The sequence below is a fragment of the Pedobacter jejuensis genome (genome assembly GCF_003725795.1).
GTDB lineage: Bacteria > Bacteroidota > Bacteroidia > Sphingobacteriales > Sphingobacteriaceae > Pedobacter > Pedobacter jejuensis.
In genome coordinates, this window is sequence record NZ_RBEE01000011.1 from 60,927 (window position 1) to 80,622 (window position 19,696).

General features: G+C 36.5%; 15 protein-coding genes and 1 pseudogene. 8 read left to right on the forward strand and 8 right to left on the reverse strand.

From position 1 onward, the window contains the following. Positions 1 to 96: 96 nt before the first annotated feature. Complete coding sequence (locus D7004_RS06760; protein WP_123205117.1) at positions 97 to 477, forward strand: YchJ family protein; 381 nt, start codon at positions 97 to 99, stop codon at positions 475 to 477. 62 nt (positions 478 to 539) lie between these two features. Here the strand turns inward: D7004_RS06760 and D7004_RS06765 are convergent, their stop codons facing one another. From D7004_RS06765 to mnmD, 5 genes are all read right to left on the reverse strand, one after another. After that, complete coding sequence (locus D7004_RS06765) at positions 540 to 947, reverse strand: hypothetical protein (protein WP_123205118.1); 408 nt, start codon at positions 945 to 947, stop codon at positions 540 to 542. A 3-nt stretch (positions 948 to 950) separates the two neighbouring features. Further along, the gene (gene mazG, locus D7004_RS06770; protein WP_123205119.1) at positions 951 to 1,757 is read right to left on the reverse strand and encodes a nucleoside triphosphate pyrophosphohydrolase; all 807 of its coding nucleotides are present in this window, start codon (positions 1,755 to 1,757) and stop codon (positions 951 to 953) included. A 10-nt stretch (positions 1,758 to 1,767) separates the two neighbouring features. Beyond that, positions 1,768 to 2,217, reverse strand: coding sequence for a DoxX family protein (locus D7004_RS06775; protein ID WP_123205120.1), 450 nt, complete (start codon positions 2,215 to 2,217; stop codon positions 1,768 to 1,770). Positions 2,218 to 2,418: 201 nt separating this feature from the next. Beyond that, entirely contained in the window at positions 2,419 to 3,528 is a 1,110-nt protein-coding gene (locus D7004_RS06780) for an AI-2E family transporter (RefSeq protein WP_208646805.1), read from the reverse strand. A gap of 294 nt (positions 3,529 to 3,822) precedes the next feature. After that, entirely contained in the window at positions 3,823 to 4,485 is a 663-nt protein-coding gene (gene mnmD / locus D7004_RS06785; RefSeq protein WP_123205121.1) for a tRNA (5-methylaminomethyl-2-thiouridine)(34)-methyltransferase MnmD, read from the reverse strand. A gap of 194 nt (positions 4,486 to 4,679) precedes the next feature. Here mnmD and D7004_RS06790 point away from each other — a divergent pair, with 194 nt between their 5' ends. Together D7004_RS06790 and D7004_RS06795 are read left to right on the forward strand one after the other, a co-directional pair. Further along, a complete protein-coding gene (locus D7004_RS06790; RefSeq protein WP_123205122.1) occupies positions 4,680 to 5,018 on the forward strand; it encodes an MmcQ/YjbR family DNA-binding protein in 339 nt (112 codons plus the stop codon). 134 nt (positions 5,019 to 5,152) lie between these two features. Then, a complete protein-coding gene (locus D7004_RS06795) occupies positions 5,153 to 5,614 on the forward strand; it encodes an SRPBCC family protein (RefSeq protein WP_123205123.1) in 462 nt (153 codons plus the stop codon). Between the two features lie 44 nt (positions 5,615 to 5,658). Here D7004_RS06795 and D7004_RS06800 read toward each other — a convergent pair whose 3' ends face one another. After that, the gene (locus D7004_RS06800) at positions 5,659 to 6,435 is read right to left on the reverse strand and encodes a DUF2625 domain-containing protein (protein ID WP_123205124.1); all 777 of its coding nucleotides are present in this window, start codon (positions 6,433 to 6,435) and stop codon (positions 5,659 to 5,661) included. Positions 6,436 to 6,920: 485 nt separating this feature from the next. Further along, positions 6,921 to 8,957 (reverse strand): M13 family metallopeptidase, encoded by a 2,037-nt coding sequence (locus D7004_RS06805; RefSeq protein WP_123205125.1) that lies wholly within the window; start codon positions 8,955 to 8,957, stop codon positions 6,921 to 6,923. A gap of 556 nt (positions 8,958 to 9,513) precedes the next feature. On the opposite strand from D7004_RS06805, the gene D7004_RS06810 reads away from it, so the two are divergent. The 5 genes and pseudogenes from D7004_RS06810 to D7004_RS06835 all read left to right on the forward strand — a co-directional run bounded on the left by D7004_RS06810 (position 9,514) and on the right by D7004_RS06835 (position 19,181). After that, on the forward strand, positions 9,514 to 11,475 hold the full coding sequence (locus tag D7004_RS06810) for a heavy metal translocating P-type ATPase (RefSeq protein ID WP_167459429.1): 1,962 nt from the start codon (positions 9,514 to 9,516) through the stop codon (positions 11,473 to 11,475). Between the two features lie 177 nt (positions 11,476 to 11,652). Next, positions 11,653 to 12,134 (forward strand): annotated as a pseudogene (locus D7004_RS06815) (Uma2 family endonuclease). 577 nt (positions 12,135 to 12,711) lie between these two features. After that, positions 12,712 to 15,432 carry a valine--tRNA ligase gene (locus tag D7004_RS06820; RefSeq protein ID WP_123205126.1) on the forward strand — a complete coding sequence of 907 codons (2,721 nt, stop codon included), beginning with the start codon at positions 12,712 to 12,714 and terminating at the stop codon, positions 15,430 to 15,432. A gap of 927 nt (positions 15,433 to 16,359) precedes the next feature. Then, on the forward strand, positions 16,360 to 17,715 hold the full coding sequence (locus D7004_RS06830) for a Gfo/Idh/MocA family protein (RefSeq protein ID WP_123205128.1): 1,356 nt from the start codon (positions 16,360 to 16,362) through the stop codon (positions 17,713 to 17,715). Positions 17,716 to 17,813: 98 nt separating this feature from the next. Beyond that, complete coding sequence (locus tag D7004_RS06835; protein ID WP_123205129.1) at positions 17,814 to 19,181, forward strand: 3-keto-disaccharide hydrolase; 1,368 nt, start codon at positions 17,814 to 17,816, stop codon at positions 19,179 to 19,181. Positions 19,182 to 19,184: 3 nt separating this feature from the next. On the opposite strand, the gene D7004_RS06840 is transcribed toward D7004_RS06835, so the two are convergent. Further along, positions 19,185 to 19,643, reverse strand: coding sequence for a type I restriction enzyme HsdR N-terminal domain-containing protein (locus tag D7004_RS06840; RefSeq protein WP_123205130.1), 459 nt, complete (start codon positions 19,641 to 19,643; stop codon positions 19,185 to 19,187). Between the last annotated feature and the right edge of the window lie 53 nt (positions 19,644 to 19,696).

A 19,696-nucleotide genomic window follows, 5' to 3' on the forward strand; every position in this document is an offset into this window, starting at 1 on the left:
CGCTTCATCCTTATGTTCTTAAATTCTTTATATTTTAAATTAGCGTTAATTGGGTATACATACTCTAATTTAATAATTTGCAGCTCGAATTAAGACATGAACATTTCAAATTGTCCTTGTGGAAGTGGTTTACAATATGAAAATTGTTGCCAACCTTATCATTTAAAAGTTGCTGATGCACCAACAGCTGAGGCTTTAATGCGCTCGAGATATTCTGCTTTTGTAGTTGCCGATGGTGATTATTTGTATGAAACAACTCATCCTAATAAAAGAAAGGGAAATTCAAAAGATGCTTATTTACAAAGCGCTAAAAATACGAAGTGGCTTAAATTAGAAATTATATCCGCCGGATATGATATCGTGGAGTTTAAGGCTTTTTACTTGAATAAGAAATTTCAGACAGATGTGCTGCATGAAAAATCTAATTTTAAGTTGATAGATGAGAAGTGGTATTATGTTGATGGACAATTTTATTGATGTGGCGATTTTAATCTTGCCTGATTTGTAAACTCAATTGGCTAGTTTGCTTTTAAAACAATTTATACATCAATATCCAAGGTAATTTCAATTTTGCCACCATCAGTCTTGTAAACATCTAAAGCAACCAAATCTAATTCAGCCACATCGAAAACTTCCTCATCATTTTTGGAGATGGTTATAAATTTTTCTCTGATTTCGATTAACAATAACTTTCTTGAAAAACCGATGGAAGAAAACAAATGGAATGATGTTGGTTTTGATAATGGATAATCAACCGATACAGTAATGTCGTGTTCGGTGATTACAATTTCATCAGCATCAATTAAGTTTAGTATTTCTTCGTTTGCTTTGCCAATATTAACCCAGGGTACAATTCCGACATCGACAGTTTGGGTTGCCCTAACGTTAAATGTGATGATGTTAATTAGATTTTTTAGTGCTTGGTTACCGTTTATTTCCGAACTCATAACTTACAATTTCTTCGCCTCGTTCCAATAAATATCCATTTCGGCAAGTGTCATATCAGCTAAAGCTTTGCCATTTTCTTTTGCTTTATTTTCTAAATATTGAAAACGTTTAATGAATTTTTTATTCGTTTTTTCTAAAGCATTTTCAGGATTGATGTTGATGAACCGAGCATAATTTATTAATGAAAAAAGCACGTCACCGAATTCAGATTCAGCTTTATCTACATCAATAGCGGTATTATCCGCTACATTAAATTCTGCTTTAAATTCTTGTAGTTCTTCCTCAACTTTTTCCCAAACCTGGTTTTTGTCTTCCCAATCAAAACCTACACCACGGGCTTTTTCCTGGATTCTTGACGCTTTAACTAATGCAGGTAGCGAAGTGGGAACGCCTGCCAACACTGATTTATTTCCTTCTTTTAACTTGATTTGTTCCCAGTTTCGTTTCACATCTTCCTCATTTTCAACTTCAACATCGCCGTAAATGTGCGGGTGACGATTAATCAACTTATCGCAAACACCATTTAAAACATCGGTAATATTAAAAGCATTGGTTTCGGAGGCAATGCGAGAATAGAAAACCAGATGCATCATCACATCGCCCAATTCCTTTTTAATTTCGTCCAAATCGCCTTCTAAAATGGCATCGCTTAACTCATAAGTTTCTTCAATGGTTAAGTGGCGCAAGGTTTCCATGGTTTGCTTTTTATCCCAAGGGCATTGTGTTCTTAAGGTATCTAAAACGGTTAGCAGGCGGTTAAAGGCATCTGCTGGATGGTGAGCAGTTTCTGGAATGGGATTATTCGGCATGTTTAATTATTTATCGAACGCTAAAATACCAAACCCAGGCGATTAAGAAGAATTGAAACGGAATCCTGAACCACAAATATTTTATTCCTGGTCCGGGTTTGTGTAAGTTTTCATAATTAATTTGATTTTTTGCGGCGTAAATATTGGCAGGAAGAATGATTAGCAGAAAAATGATTAGTGCAATTCCGGTGTAATAACGTGTGCTTTCGAAACTTAAACCAATGGCGAAAAGGATTTCTAAAATTCCTGTTAAAATCACAATTTCTACTTTTTTGGGGATGAAAAGTGGAATCATGGCAGCCATACTGGTTTTAAATTTGAAATGGCCAATTGCCGTAAAGAGTAGCATTACGCTCATGGCAATATTGCCTGCAAATATATTTCCTTTATCAAATTGGGTGTGATTACCAAAAGCAAATAACGTTACGAATACGATAAGCAATACAAATAGCGGTTTCATGAGAACTATAAATTAAAATTTTTTCTGGATGTTTTTCCTCACCTCACCCTATTGATGCAAGTGATTTATGTTCTATTGTGCTCTCCCTCTCGTTGAAGAGATGGAAATTACTGCCGGTGGTTTAAACCTAATTTATTACCTGTTTTTTGCACTTAGCCGCCGCTCTGCAAAAAGAGGAGATGAAGGGATGAGGTTTTTATCCTAATCTCTTTCCTCTAGCTTAATCCTTTTTGTAATTCTGTAAACACGCTTTTTCTTTTCGGGTTTATGCTCTTCGCCCATTAAAATTCCCCAAGGTTTGAGGGTATCAACCCTATCGAAAATAATTTTCAAAATCGCCAAATAGGGGATGCACAAGAACATGCCCGAAATTCCCCAAATCATTTCACCAACTACTATACCGATAAAAGCAAATAAGGCATTAATTTTAACCTTCGAACCTACTACCAAAGGCATCAAAATATTCCCATCCAAAGCGTGTACACCTATAAAAACTACCAGAACTAATAAAACCTTGCCGGCTCCGGCAGTTGCAAAAGTAATCAAGCAGCTTACCACCAAGGCGAAAAAGATGCCGAGGTAGGGCACAACATTAAAAATACCAGCTACCAAACCCAGCAATACCGCATATTTAACACCCAATAAACTCAAAATCCCAATCATTAAAACTGTTACAATAAGCATTTGTAAAAACAAACCGATGATGTATTTTTTTATGATAAATTGAATTTGATTAGCAATTTCAGTCACCTTTTCTTTGTGTTCTTCCTTAAAGACAGAGGTTAAAAAGGTGAATAAAACCCTGCGGTAGTTTAAAATGAAGAACGTAAATAATAAAGTGAACGCTAAAAATAATAAGGTAGACGATAGTGTAGCCAGTGTTGTAGCAACGATTGTGGCGCTTGTTGCCAAGGCCTTTTCGGTGCTATCGTTTAAGTAAGCCAGCTGTTTTTCGGTATTTACATTAAAAGTAGTCGATATCCAATGTTGCAATTCGTGAAACGAAACATTTGCTTTTTGTTTCAAAAGTGGCCAATCTGCCCATAAATCGCTAAGCTGATTGCCGAAGAAATATATGATGCCACTAATTACAGCTATCATTAAAATTACCGAAACAATGGTTGATAAACTTCTTTTAAACTTGAATTTATGTTCCAAAAAATTTCCAACAGGTAAAAGTAAAATCGCCATTAAGAAAGAAAAAAGCAATGGTGCCAACAGCGATTGCCCTAAAATCGCGATATAGGTTAAACTGATTAAACAAAAAAGTACAAGGGCTAGTTTCGGTAGAAAAGATAGTTTTTCTTTCATAATAGTTTTAAATCCTGTTAAATACAAAATGCCCGACTAAATGTTTTAATGGCGCATTTAAATATAGCAGATTATTTTAAAAGCTAATTATTACCTCAAAAAAAGACTTCTACAATTTTCGAAAAGCAATCTACCATTTCATTTTAACGTTAGTCCCGTGTTTCGCTAAACCTTTAACAATTCTTTCGCTAAGCTCAAGAGGTTAAAGTGTATCGCTGCACCCGGGTTTAAGTACTTCTGTTTATGCTACTATTTAAGTTTTCCTGCAAATCGTGTAAAGACAGGTAGTAAATTTTATGCTTTAATAGCCCTCAGCATCTCTCTTTTGCCTGGTGCACCTGGTAATTTTTCAATTGTAAAACCATTGGCTTTAACGGCTCTTTTGAGTTTTCCGGTGATGGCATAAGTTACGAAAGTTCCGCCTGGTTTTAAGAAACTACAGGCATGGGCAATAATTTCATCACTCCACATTTCGGGTTGGTGCTGAACTGAAAAAGCATCGTAGTAAATAACATCAAATTTTTTATCGGTTTCAAAATCGGCTAAAGTAGTGTGCGGAATTTCTAAGTCGCAAATTGGCGATATGGTTTGCTCGGTCTTTAAAGCACTTTCGTAATTTGAAATAAAACCTTTCCACGTTTGCTCAGATACATATTCTGAATATCTCGTTTGTTTAATTACATCAATGGTTAGCGGAAAGGCCTCAATGCTGGTATAATCAAGTTTAATGTTATTTAAAGTGCAATATTCAAAACTTAAAATAAAATTTAATCCTGTTCCAAAACCTACTTCTAAAATAGATATTTCAGCTTTTCCTACAGATGCAAATTTTAAGCCTGCATCTATAAAAACATGTTTGCTTTCTTGCAATGCCCCATGTTTGCTATGATAATGCTCGCCAATGGTTTCGTTGTAGAGTGTGTTTGAGCCATCGGCAGTAGGGGTAATTATATTCATGACAAGGATTAATGGATTTTTGACCAGGATTAAAGGATTTTGACCAGGATTATAGGATTATAAGATTAATATGATAAGAATGCAAATATAGTATCAAGTAGTGATTATCAGGTATCGAGACTTACATATCGCCTCAGTATTTTTCGTGTTGGTCTTTTCGCTTTAAGCTTTTATCTTTAGACTTTCAGCTTATTATGGATATCGAATCTTTCAGAGAGTATTGTTTAAGTCTGCCGGGTACTACCGAAGGCATGAAATGGGAACATTTGTGCTTTATGATTGAAGAAAAGATTTATATCATCATTGCTATTGATGACGGATGTAGGTTTTCTATAAAATGTAATCCTGATGAATTTGATGTGCTAACAGCTAGAGATGGAATTGCACAAGCTTTTCATCTGGCCAAACGCCAATGGATACAAGTCGAGAATTTGGATGTGTTGAATGATAAAGAACTGAAATCCAGAGTGGAAGCATCAAGGGCAATGGTTTTAGCAAAACTGCCTAAGAAAATTCAGGCGAAATATTCGTAAATTTAATTTTCATAATTGGTTAATGATGTAAACATCGTTCTTTTATTTATGATGTGTCAATCTTGTGTTTACTTATTCGTAGGAATAATCGTTTGATAACGTATCCTAAGCAATTTTATTAAATACATTAAATTATGCCAACAGAAATTATAAACACAACTCCTGATAGTGAAATTGTAAGTTCACGAATTTTTGATGTAGCAAGAGAAATTCTATACAGTGCTTGGTCTAAGCCAAACCATTTAAAAAATTGGTGGGGTCCGAATGGTTTTACCAACACATTTAACACATTCGACTTCCGGGTTGGTGGCAAGTGGAGTTTTATTATGCACGGGCCCGATAAAGGGAATTATGCAAACGAATGTGAATTTATCAAGATAGATGAACCATCATTAATCGCTTGGAAACGTCATTCTAAGCCACACTTTCAAGTTGTTGCTGTTTTTGAGGAAATCTCTGGTAATAAAACCAAACTCATTTTTAAAATGCTATTTGAAACAGCGGAGGAGTGCAGGAAAATAAAACCTTTTGTGGTAGATAAAAACGAAGAAAATTTTGATAGGCTTGAAGTTGAATTGACAAAGATGAAACAGTAGCCAATTTTCATTAAATCAGCTTTAATAATAATCGCTCCCCAAACTTACTGTTTCGAATTATCCTTCTTTATTCCTTTATCGCCGTTTAGTTCTTTCGATTTCATGATATTGAAACGATACATTTCCTCAATACCCACAAGTTTACGGGTACATTTTTCTATATCTGTGCCTTCTTCCCATAAATAAGGGCGAAAGCTGTAGGTTTTAGTGCCATCTAAGTTCGCAATAAATTGATTCCAGGTGTTCCATCGCAAGCCTTTATAAAATTTAGAAAGGTCGCTATCAAAACAAAACACCAAAAATTCGCCATAACCCGCACCAAGTGGTTGCCATGTTAGACTATTCGGTTCCAGGTAATACACATTTTTGATGTCCTTGCCTAAACCACCATAATTAATGGCGAAAAATCCACCCACGGCATCATCAGCAATTAATAAATAAGGAATGTTATCGCCATATTCTTTAATGGTTTTGCCTTTATTCCATTCTGCAATATCTCTGGTTAATCGTTCACTTCCCGAACCTAAAATTCTAATCCAGCCATTGTCAATCATAATTCCGCCGGTATTATAAATTACAGAACCTAAAGTAGCATAAGTGGTCATTTGAGAATTGTACAACACATCTTTAGCTTTTGCCGAATCTACCGGTAAAACCTCAACTTTATTTTTAGCAGAATCAATCCATTTTTTTACCAAAGGCCAGGCCGGGTCTGTTTTATTAATTAATTTATCCAGGCTTATTAATTTATTTTGGGCTGTTGATGTTAAGTAAAATAATGATAAACTGAAGATAAATATGGTTTTGATAATGCTTTTCATATTAGGATTTTGTATGCTCAAAGATATAATGATAATTAAGAGTTTTAGATGGTTAGAGATTTTTTTAAACGGATAAAGTAAGTTTTTGAAAACTTAATTATTTGATAAGAATTTTTCTAAAAACGAATTATTTTAAAAATGAGATCGCTTCGTGCCTCGCAATGACGACCACCATACCATCATGGCGAGGCAGGAAGCAAACCCAGAGCATATAACCTAAATAAAATTCAAACAGGTTCTAAATTAATGTGACATTATTCATATTGATACAGACAATACAACCATTAAAGTGTATACCCAAAGACATACAAAACCATACTGGGAATATGTTTCAATTTCAAACTATTAAAGAATTATAAAAAAAAACGCTCCCGAAAATTTGGGAGCGTTCTCAATATAGGTTTGATATTCCTCTCTGGGATGAAAATCTTTAGTATTTATTAGCAGAGGCTAAAGATTGAATCTTTTAGCTGTCCACCTTAAAACTACCACATTCTAATTCTATCTTCTGGTTTTTTGTATAATTTATCGCCAGGTTTAACATCAAAAGCCGTGTACCAGGCATCCATATTTACTGGTGCACCAATTGTACGGTACGGACCAGGAGAATGTGGGTCGGTTTTGATTAATTGTGCTGCGCTTTCTGGTAAAATATTACCTCTCCAAACTTGTGCCCAAGCTAAAAAGAAACGTTGGTCTGGCGTAAAGCCATCAATTTTTTCATTGCTTTGACCTTGTTTAGTCATTTTGAAAGCCGTGTAAGCAGCATTTAAACCACCTAAATCGCCAATGTTTTCACCCATAGTTAATTTTCCAATTACATGTACGGTATCTAAAACAGTATAAGCATCAAATTGCTCGCCCAAAGCTTTTGTTTTAGCATCAAATTTAGCTTTGTCTTCAGCAGTCCACCAGTTTTTTAAATTGCCTACTGCATCATATTGACTTCCGCTATCATCGAAGCCATGGCTCATTTCGTGACCAATAACGGCACCAATACCACCATAATTTAAAGCATCATCCGCATTTGGGTCGAAGAAAGGAAATTGTAAAATTCCGGCTGGGAAAGTAATCTCATTCATGGTTGGGCTATAAGACGCATTAACCGTTGGCGGAGTCATGCCAAAACGGTTACGGTCAACTGGCTTTCCTAATCTATTCACATTTTCATTATAACCCCATTTACTTGCATTACGCAAGTTTTGGAAATAAGTATTTCTGTTAATATCTAATCCTGTGTAAGTTTCCCATTTGGTAGTATATCCAACTTTTGGTTTAAAAGCAGCTAATTTTTCTAAAGCTTTTTGCTTAGTTGCCTCGCTCATCCACTCCAAACCTTTAATTCTGATTTCGAAAGCCTTGCGTAAGTTTACAATCATGTCATCCATACGGGCTTTAGCCTCAGGCTTAAAATATTTAGCAACATAAAGCTGACCTAATAATTCGCCAATTGTACCATCTGTTAAAGATGACATGCGTTGCCAACGTGGTGTTTGCACTTTTTGTCCGGTTTGCGCTTGAGTAAATGCGAAACTGGCTTTAACAAATGGAGAACTTAAACTTCCAGCCGAACCTTTTAAAACATTCCACTCTAGATAAGTTTTCCAATCTGCAACCGGAACCGATTTTAGCATTCCGTCTACGCTAGCCAAAAATTTTGGAGATGCAACTAAAACTGTATCCTGTCCTTTAATTTGAAATTTAGGTAAGTAAGTAGCCCAGTTAATGTCTGGTGTTTTTTTGTTCAGCTCTGCAACAGTAAGTTTGTTGTAAGTTGCATAAGGGTCACGCATCTCTAAACGGCTCATTTGGGCCTCAGCAAATTGCTTTTCTATTTTAAAAACGGTTTCTGCTTTTTGTTTTGCAACTTCAGGTGTACTTCCGGTTAACGTAAATAGCGTGGTCATATAGGTGTTATATGCCTCACGAATTTTCACACTTCGCGTATCATCTTTTAAATAATAATCACGATCTGGCAAAGTTGTACCACCCTGACCAATGTTAACCATATATTTGTTAACATTTTTACGGTCTTGGCCAACACCAACGCCAAACATAGCGCCACCTAAGCCATTTACACGCATGTATGCAACTTGGTCAAGTACACCTTGAATATCTTTTATTTGTTTAATTTTTTCTAAATCGGCTTTAATTGGAGTATAGCCTAATTTTTCGATGGTCACGGTGTCCATTGCGGCAGCAAAGAAATCGCCAACCCTACGCTTAACCGAACCTACAGGTGCAGATTTATCTGCGGCAGCATCTTCTACTAATGTTTTAACGGCATTAATGTTAAAATCGCGAAGTTCGTTAAACGAACCCCAACGTGTTTCTTTAGCAGGAACAGGATTCTTTTTTATCCAGTTACCGCTTGCGTAAGTATAAAAATCATCGCCCGGTTTAACAGATAAATCCATGTTGGCAGGGTCAATAAATTTTTTGGTAGTTTGTGCATTTGCAGAAAAGCCAGCCGCAACTATTCCAAGTGCCGCAAAATATCTTTTCAAATTTTGGTATTTCATTCGCTTAATAAGTTAGTGTAATAAAGCGAAATTTAGCAAATACAAACTAAAACTGATACTATATAATAGAAATATTACCTATTAAACCAGTAGTAAATTTTAGCTAAACCCAAACGTCTAATAAAATCGGTAGGAGAAAAATGGAATTTTAGAGATTTCATGATTTTTTAATCTTTATACACTATTAACATTTTTTAACATAATTTATTGTGTAGATGTAATAAATTTCATTATCAAGAATGATTCAGGATAAAGCATTGATTTAGAAAAAATGCATGTTTATATTTACAGGATTTGAAAAATAACGTTCAGTATTCCATAGGAATTTATAGTCCCGCTTTTGCTACAACAAAAGCAGAAAAAGCTTTTGGTTTTCGCGGCAATCGGGTTTAAATAACTTGGTGTAGTGCTTCTATTTTCGCCACCTAAACCCGACAAAGCGAAAAACCCGCAAGCCAATTTTTCTTTGGCTGAGGATTTGTAGCGATGGCGGGAACAAAGGCACATAAATGCTACTGTTTTTGCTTTTCAAAAAAAATAGTTTTAGAAAATTACAATGAGTCATACCCACAATAACGAAGATAGCTGTTGCAGCAAGCCACAATCCGAACATAAACATGTACACGTGGAGGGCGAGGAGCACGACCATGGCGGCGACCCATCATCATTTAAAACCTATTTGCCTGCTGTAGTTACGCTAGGTATGTTGCTGATTGGTATTGTTTTAGATAATGTATTTAAGGTTGAGGCCTTTAAAATCATCAGACCGTATTGGTATATTTTAGCATATTTACCAGTTGGCGTTCCGGTTTTAAGAGAGGTTTGGGAAACCTTTAAAGCGAAAGATTTTTTTACAGAATTTTCGTTAATGTCTATCGCTACAATTGGTGCTTTTGCCATCGGCGAATATCCGGAAGGTGTAACGGTGATGCTTTTTTACACCATTGGAGAGCTTTTTCAAATGGCTGCGGTAAATCGGGCCAAAAGAAATATTTCTGCCTTGCTCGATGTAAGAGCAGATGCTGCAACGGTTTTGCGCCGCGGAAAATACGAAACCGTAAAACCAGAAACGGTAGAAATTGGTGAAACCATTCAAATTAAAGCTGGCGAAAAAATTCCATTAGATGGAGAAATGCTATCAGAGAAAAGCAGTTTCAACACCGCTGCCTTAACAGGCGAAAGCAAACCAAAAACCATTAATAAAGGCGAAAATGTTTTGGCAGGAATGCTAAATCTGGATAAAGTTATCGAAATAAAAGTAACTAAAGTTTATGCTGATAGCGCTTTGGCCCGTATTTTAGAGATGGTACAAAATGCCACCACTCGAAAGGCTAAAACCGAGTTGTTCATCCGTAAATTTGCCAAAATTTATACCCCAATTGTATTTTTTCTTGCCTTGGCTTTGGTCAGCATTCCTTTTTTGGTACTGGGTAGCGATTATCATTTTCAAACCTGGTTGTACCGTTCGTTGGTTTTTCTGGTAATTTCTTGTCCTTGCGCATTGGTCATTTCCATTCCTCTGGGTTATTTCGGTGGCATTGGGGCTGCATCAGCACATGGAATTTTATTTAAAGGCTCTAACTTTTTAGATTTAATTACCAAATTGAACACCGTGGTAATGGATAAAACCGGAACACTTACGAAAGGTGTTTTTAAGGTGCAAAAAATAGAAAGCAATGTTGATGAGCAGGAATTTTTAAATCTTTTAACTGCGGTTGAGGCTAAATCTACACACCCTATTGCAAAAGCGATTGTTGATTATGCTTCAGAAAAGGAAATCCATCCAGCCGAAAATATAGAAGAAATTGCCGGAATGGGTTTGAAAGGAACCGTAAATGGCAAAGAAATTTTGGCCGGAAATGTTAAGCTTTTACAAAAATTCAATATTGATTACGATGTAAAAATTGCAGATATTGAAGAAAGCATTGTGGTTGTAGCGGTAGATGGAAAATATGCCGGCTATGTTTTAATTGCTGATGAAATTAAAGAAGATGCGGCTGAGGCAATAAAATTACTTCACGCAAATGGTGTTAAACAGGTAGTAATGCTTAGCGGAGACAAAACTTCTATCGTTAAAAAAGTTGCAGGAGTTTTAGGAATAGATACCTTTTATGGCGATTTATTGCCGGAAGATAAGGTTGCCAAACTGGAAGAAATTAAGAAAAATAAAAGCAAGGTTGTGGCTTTTGTTGGCGATGGTATAAATGATACACCTGTGCTGGCCATCAGCGATATTGGAATGGCTATGGGGGCGATGGGTAGTGATGCGGCCATCGAAACTGCAGATGTGGTTATTCAAACCGACCAACCATCGAAAATTGCTACGGCAATTCGAATAGGCAAAGCCACCAGAAATGTTGTTATTCAAAATATGGTATTGGCTTTTGCGGTTAAGGCTTTAGTTTTGATTTTGGGTGCGCGTGGCTTGGCTACCATGTGGGAGGCTGTTTTTGCCGATGTTGGCGTGGCATTGTTGGCCATTTTAAATGCAGTTAGGATTCAGAAAATGAAATTTTAGGTTGAATGAATTTTAGTATATTTGAGTATGAGCGAGCCAATTCCATACCCACAATTACATGACGAACCGGTTATGCAATTTAACGACATTGATGCGTCGTTAACTTATAGCTATGCAAATTATTTAAATTGGCTTTTTGAAGAGCGAGTAGAGCTTATTAAAGGGAAAATCTTTAAGATGAGTCCTGCTCCCTCTAGAGTGCATCAAGAGATAACAATGAATTTGTTAAAACCATTTTTAAATTTTTTAGATGGTAAGCCTTGCAAAGTTTATTCTGCACCGTTTGACGTTCGTTTTCCAAAAGAAAGTAAGGAAGATAAAGATGTATTTACAGTTCTTCAGCCAGATATTTGTGTTGTTTGCGATAAAAGCAAACTAGATTATCGCGGTTGTATTGGCGCTCCGGATATTGTGGTAGAAATCCTTTCTCCGGGAAATACAAAAATGGAGTTACTAAATAAATATAAGGTTTACGAAGGTTTGGTGTTAAAGAATATTGGGTAGTTAGCCAGAGCGACCAAAGTATTTTAATCTACACTTTAAATGAATTTGGTAAATTCCAGCCATCGAAAATATTTACGCTGAGCGAAAAAATTACTTCGACAGTTTTGCCAGGCTTTGAATTGGCATTGGATGATGTTTTTGCAGATTTGGATTAGATGGCAAATGATTAATTGTATTTTTCAAAACTAATCTGTGGCTAGAAATTTAACTTCCGTTGGTTGAAACCAACGGCAATGCGTGAATGATGCTTAAAACGATATATTTAAGCTTGTTGCTATTCCCTGCAGGCTGGTAGCTGCCTGATTATTAGAATGAAATGATTGGCTTTAGCCAGAATTATCTAGTAATTAATTAAATTCCTTGCTCTTTTATCCTTGCTCTTTTTTTCTAGCACAGACGGAATTTCTTTAAACCGGATTGCAGTGAAAATCCTTTTTGTTGCAGGTCTTCGACAAGCTCACACTGCCAAACACAAAAAGATTGAAATGTAAAGCCGGACTACCATTAAAATGAAATGCTGTTCTTGCTTTTCAAAAAAAAATTAGTTCCATTTTGCGGTTGGTCTTTATCCTTTGCTCTTGAATTTTCAGCATAGCTGGACTAACATTAAATCAGCACAGCCTGACTAACATTAAAATGAAATGCGGCTCTTGCTTTTCAAAAGATTTCTACTTTAAATTTTGCCCTTAAAAACGTATTTTTGCCACTCAAATTGATATTGAATAATTTTTCATGAGCATTTCCACTAAGTACAATCCGGCAGAAACAGAAGATAAATGGTATAGCTATTGGCTATCGAAAAAGTTTTTTCACTCAGAACCTGATGAGCGTGAGCCTTATACCATTGTGATTCCGCCGCCAAATGTTACCGGGGTTTTGCATATGGGGCACATGCTGAACAATACGATTCAGGATGTTTTGATTCGTAAAGCCCGTATGCAGGGTAAAAATGCTTGCTGGGTTCCTGGAACCGATCATGCATCTATCGCTACGGAAGCGAAAGTTGTGGCTATGTTGAAGGAGCAAGGCATTGATAAAAAGGACCTTTCTCGCGAAGAATTTCTGAAATATGCATGGGAATGGAAAGAGAAATATGGTGGAATTATTCTAGAGCAATTAAAGAAACTAGGTGCGAGTTGCGATTGGGATCGTACACGTTTCACGATGGAGGAAGACCTTTCTGAAGCGGTTATCGATTCATTTATTCACTTATATAAAAAAGGCTGGATTTATCGGGGCATCCGGATGGTAAATTGGGACCCCGCTGGTAAAACTGCGGTTTCTGATGAGGAAGTTATTCGTAAGGAAGTAAACCAGAAGTTGTATTACATTAAGTATAGAATTGTTAATCCGGAAGTCGGAAAGTCGGATGATATAGCAGCTAAATCTTCGGACATCGGACATCAGACATCGGACTACCTTGTTGTCGCAACCACTCGTCCGGAAACCATTATGGCTGATGCTGCAATTTGTATTAATCCTAATGATGAACGTTTTACGCATTTGAGAGGGAAAAAAGTTTTTGTGCCTTTGGTTAATCATGAAATCCCGGTTATTGAGGATGAATATGTTGATATTGAATTTGGTACAGGCTGTTTAAAAGTTACACCAGCGCATGATTTGAACGATTATGAGTTGGGGGTTAAGCACAATTTACCTGTTACCGATATCTTAAATGACGACGGAACTTTAAACGAATTAGCAGTTATTTTAGTAGGCGAAGATAGATTTGTTGCCCGTAAAAAGATTGCCAAAATGTTAGAAGAGGCAGGCCATTTAGATAAGGTTGAAGATTATAAATCGCAGGTTGGTTTTTCAGAACGTACCGATGCAGCTATTGAGCCAAAACTTTCTATGCAATGGTTTGTGAAAATGAAAGAAATGGCGCAACCTGCTTTGGATGATGTTTTGAATGGAGAAGTAAACCTGATTCCGAATAAATTTGAAAATACCTATCGCCATTGGATGGAAAATGTTCGCGATTGGAACATTTCTCGTCAGCTTTGGTGGGGACAACAAATTCCAGCCTGGTACGATGATAAAGGAAACTGGGTGGTGGCCAAAACTAAAGATGAGGCTTTAGAAGAATTTTGGAAGAAAAAACATTTAGATACAAGTGCTAACGAAAGTGAAAAAGCTGGATTCAAACATCAATTAGAACCTTTTGTAAGGCAAGATGAGGATGTAATGGATACTTGGTTTTCATCATGGTTATGGCCAATTTCGGTTTTCGATGGTTTTAAAGACCCGAATAATAAAGATATTAATTACTACTATCCAACCAACGATTTGGTTACCGCACCAGAGATTTTATTCTTTTGGGTGGCAAGGATGATTATGGCCGGACATGAGTTTATGGGCAAAAAACCATTTACAAATGTTTACTTAACAGGAATTGTTCGCGATAAATTAGGTCGTAAAATGTCTAAATCGTTAGGTAATTCACCCGACCCAATTGGGCTAATTGAAAAATACGGTGCTGATGCCGTTCGTGTAGGAATGTTGATGTCATCGCCAGCTGGAAACGATTTGATGTTCGATGAAAGCTACTGCGAACAAGGACGTAATTTCGCCTCAAAAATATGGAACGCTTTCCGTTTAGTAAAAGGTTGGGAAGTTGATGAAAGCTTAGCAAACCCAAATACACAAGCAATTATGTGGTTTGAGAATCGTTTTAACGAGGCTTTGGTAGAAATTGAAGCAAACTTTAAACAATATCGTTTGTCGGAAGCGTTAATGACTACATATAAATTAGTTTGGGATGATTTCTGTGCATGGTATTTGGAAATGGTTAAACCTGCTTACCAACAACCAATTGATGCTGAAAGTTATCAAGCCACAATCGGATTCTTCGAAAATATTATCAAATTATTGCATCCAAATATGCCATTCTTAACCGAAGAATTATGGCATGATGATTTATTTGCTGAGCGAGGAGAAATGGATTGCTGCATCGTTGCGGAATTCCCGAAAGGCGGTGCAATTGACGAAAAGCTGCTAAAAGATGCAGAGGTTATCAAAACCGTAATCGCTGAAATTAGAAACGTTAGAAATCAGAAACAAATTTCACCAAAAGAGACCTTGCCTTTAAGTGTGAAGGTAAACTCTGATATTGATTATGAAAGATGGTTAAACATTGTTTTCAAATTAGCTAATGTTGCCGACGCGGAAATAGTAAATGATAAAATTGCTGGTGCAACGGCTTTCATGGCTGGTAAGGATGAATTTTTTATTCCATTAACAGAAAATATTGATGTTGATGCAGAACGCATCCGCCTGAATGCCGACTTGGTTTACTTGCAAGGTTTCTTAAAGTCGGTTGATGCCAAATTGAGCAATGAGCGTTTTGTTCAAAATGCAAAACCTGAGATTATTGCCAATGAGCGTAATAAAAAAGCAGATGCTGAAGCTAAAATCAAGATAATTGAAGAAAGTTTAGCGGTTTTGGGATAAGAGACCTCACCCTATCAATGTTTTTGCTTTGGCAAATTATTGCTGTCCCTCTGCTTGAAGAGAGGGATTTATGTGTGAATGCTTTTAACCCAGGTTCAACCCACAAAACTTTGTTTCCCTCTCTTGAAGGAGAGGGATTGTAGAAATGTAAGAAGCAATTCTTCCTTTAATAGGTGGGGTTATTTTCATAAAGGTTATTTACCTCACCCTATCAATGTTTGTGCTTTGGCAAATTATTGCTTTCCCTCTCCTTGAAAAGAGGGATTTATAGGACAATTCTTTTAACCCCGGTTCAACCCACAAAACTTTGTTTCCCTCTCTTAAAGGAGAGGGAATGCACAAAAGTAACATGCATCAATTCCTTTAATAGGGTGAGGTTATTTTTATAAAGTTTCTTTGCCTCACCCTATCAATGCTTGTGCTTTGGCAAATTATTACTATCCCTCTCCTTGAAGAGAGGGATTTATGGGATAATGCTTTTAACCCCGGTTCAAACCACAAAACTTTGTTTCCCTCTCTTCGAGGAGAGGGATTGTACAAATCAACAAATGCTACTTCCTTTCGTAGGGTGAGGCCGTTTTTCCTCCCAGGTTCAAACCACAAAACTTTGTTTCCTTATCTTCAAAGAGAGGGAATGCAGAAAAGAACAAGCACTTCTTCCTTTCGTAGGGTGAGGCCGTTTTTCCTGCCCGGTTCAAACCAAAAACTTTGTTTCCTTATCTTCAAAGAGAGGGAATGCAGAAAAGAACACGCACTTCTTCCTTTCATAGGATGAGGTTTTTTGCTCCCATAACCATTCATATCGATATAGTTGCTAAATTGTTACTAAAGCCTCTTTAAAAAAGTCCTATTTTAGAACTCATTAAGCGCTGATAAAACGTTTAATGTTGTGAGCTCTTCTAACCTAAATCTAAACCTATTTATTCGATGGAAAATTCCAGAAGAAAATTTATTAAGCAGTCTGCAATATTTGCTGCTGCCACTTATGCGGGCACAATGGGCATGAGCGCCAAAAGCTATGGCCGGATAATCGGTGCCAATGATAGAGTAAGAGTTGGTGTAGTAGGATTTTCCGACCGATTTAAAGACACACTTTTGCCATGCTTCTTAAATCATAACAAAGAATTAAATTTCGATATCGTCGGACTTTCAGATTTATGGAATTACCGTAGAGATTTAGGAATTGCTCATTTGAAAGAGAAATTTGGTCACGATATTAAAGCCTGTAGAAACAACGATGAGCTTTATGCAATGAAAGATTTAGATGCTGTAATTATCAGTACAGCCGACTTTCAACACGCTTTACATACCATCGAAGCAGTGAAAGCCAATTGCGATGCTTATGTAGAAAAACCTTTTGCCGAAACTATGGATGATGCAAAAGCAGCTTTGAAAGCTGTAAAAGCTACCGATAGAATCGTACAGATTGGTTCGCAGCGTAGGAGCGGAGAGAATTATGTAAATGCTGCTAAATATATTCAAGATGGAAAATTTGGGCCGATAACTGCTGTAGATTTGGTATGGAACGTCAATCAGCCGGGGCGTTGGCGCAGACCAGATTTGGTTGCAAAACTTAAAGAAGAAGATATTGATTGGAAAAGATTTTTATTAAATCGTCCTTCTGAAGCTTTCGACCCTCGAAAATATTTAGAATACAGGTTATTCTGGCCATATTCTTCCGGCATGCCTGGTCAGTGGATGTCGCACCAGATTGATACCGTTCATTGGTTTACTAACTTAAAACATCCAAGAAGTGTTGTGGCAAATGGTGGCATTTACACTTGGAAAGATGGGCGTAGAAATTGGGATTCGATGGTTGCTGTTTTTGATTACGGTCAGCCAAATTCTGAAGACGGTTTTCAGGTTACGTTTACTTCAAGAATGCAAAATAGCGTTGGCGATGTAGGTGAAGTTTACTATTCTAATGGTGGAGAACTAAATCTGATAACAAACAAGGTTTCTCCAAAAGGTGGCTTAAAAGAAAAAGAAGCTGCGGCAATGGGTTTAAAACCAAATCTTTTACCAGAGTTCGATTTAAGTAAATCGGAAATCAAAGCTGCAACAGGTGCGAATATGGGCGGCGACTTACTAACTTCTGGCCACATGCGAAACTGGATGGAATGTATCCGAAGCCGTAAAACACCTAATGGACCAGTTGAAGCTGGCTATTCTCATTCTATTGCAAACATCATGACAAATGCTGCCGTTCGAACTGGAGCAAAGGCAGTTTTTGATGAAAGCAGACAAGAAGTAATTGCCAACGGAAAAATTTTTAAATATTAATTAGTTTATCACTATCCAAGACATCTTAGAAAACTCAAGTTAGTAAACAGCTAAAATGTTCTTAGGTGTCTAAGGTAGTTAAGCAAACAAATCCTATCATGTTAAACATCAAAAAATACAGTATTCTTGCCCTTTCCTTAATTAGTTTATCAGTCGCTGCCCAAAAGGCTAAACCACTTTTCGATGGTAAAACACTTACCGGCTGGAAAGCTGTTGCAGGTGCCGCTCCATATAAAGTAGAGGATGGAATGATTATCGGAACCATGACTAAAGGCACACCAAATTCATTCCTGATTACAGAAAAAGAATATGGAGATTTTATCCTAGAATTGGATGTAAAATTAGAAGGCGAAACTACCAATTCGGGCATCCAAACCCGAAGTCATATTAAACCCGAAGGCAACAATGGTAAAGGTTTGGTTTATGGAAGGCAGGTAGAAATAGACCCAACACCAAGAGCGTGGACTGGTGGCGTTTACGATGAAGCCAGAAGATTATGGCTTTATCCGCTTGAATTAAATCCATCTGCAAAATCTTTATATAAAAAGAATGAATTTAACCATTACAGAATAGAATGTATTGGTAATGAACTGAAAACATGGGTAAATGGAGCTTCTGTTTCTTATGTAATCGATACACTTGATCAATCAGGGTTTATTGGATTGCAGGTTCATGGAATTGGTAATATTCTGGAAAATGATGGAAAAAAGGTTTATTTTAAAAACATCAATATTCAAACTGAAAACTTAAAATCCAAGCTTTTCCCTAAAGGCGTTTATGCAGTTAATTTAACACCAAATGATTTATCTGCCTACGAAAAATCAAATGGTTACAAACTGCTTTTCGATGGAAAAAGTAATAGTGGTTGGATTGGCGCTTATAAAACTGCATTTCCTGCTAAAGGATGGAAAGTAAATGATGGAATTTTACAAGTACAATCCTCTTCGGGTGCCGAATCTACCAACGGTGGTGATATTGTTACCAAAGAAGAGTTTGCAGCTTTCGATTTGTCTTTCGAATTTAAACTTACACCTGGTGCAAACAGCGGTGTTAAATATTTTGTAACCTTAGAAGAGAAAAATACAGGTTCGGCAATCGGATTAGAATATCAGGTTTTAGATGATGAATTACATCCAGATGCAAAATTAGGACGAGATGGAAATAGAACTTTGGCTTCTTTATATGATTTAATTACTGCCAAAAAAGAACCAAGATACCTTCGCCCGATTGGAAGTTGGAATAATGCTCGTTTAGTAGTTTATCCAAATAACAAAGTTGAGCATTACCTAAACGGTGTTAAAGTTTTAGAATATGTTCGTGGCTCTGAAGAGTTTAAAAAACTGGTTGCCATCAGTAAATATAAAGACTGGAAAAATTTTGGAGAAGCACCAAAAGGTCATATTCTAATTCAAGATCACGGCAATGAAGTAAGTTATCGCACCATTAAAATAAAAACACTAAAATAAATACTAAAGCAAATTGTAATCAGGCAGCTCTTGAATAAAATCGAAGCTGCCTTTTTCATGGTTTATTTTGGCGTAAACGTGTTGCAAACCATTAGTTAAAGCTATCCATTTGGCTTGATGAATAGAGTTATATCTGGCAGCTTGGTCAAAAACAGATTGCGTAATTTTCACCTTCGGCGCTTTACATTCTATCAGTAAAAGTTTATTTCCTTCCGTATTATAAACCAGAATATCGCTTCGTTTCTGCAATTGGTTTAAAACTAAACCGCCCTCAATTTGAATCAAAGATTTTGGGAATTTCTTCTCTGAAATTAAATGTTGAATGAAATGTTGTCGAACCCATTCTTCTGGTGTTAAAACCAAATGCTTTTTTCTTAATTCATCAAAAATGAAAACTACATCACCTTTCTCTGTAATTTTAAATGGATAAGTTGGAAGGTTAAGCGAAATAGGGTTAAACATTTTATAAGTTTTTACTGAAAAATAGTCAGCAATTAATTAGCGTTTTGTGCCTC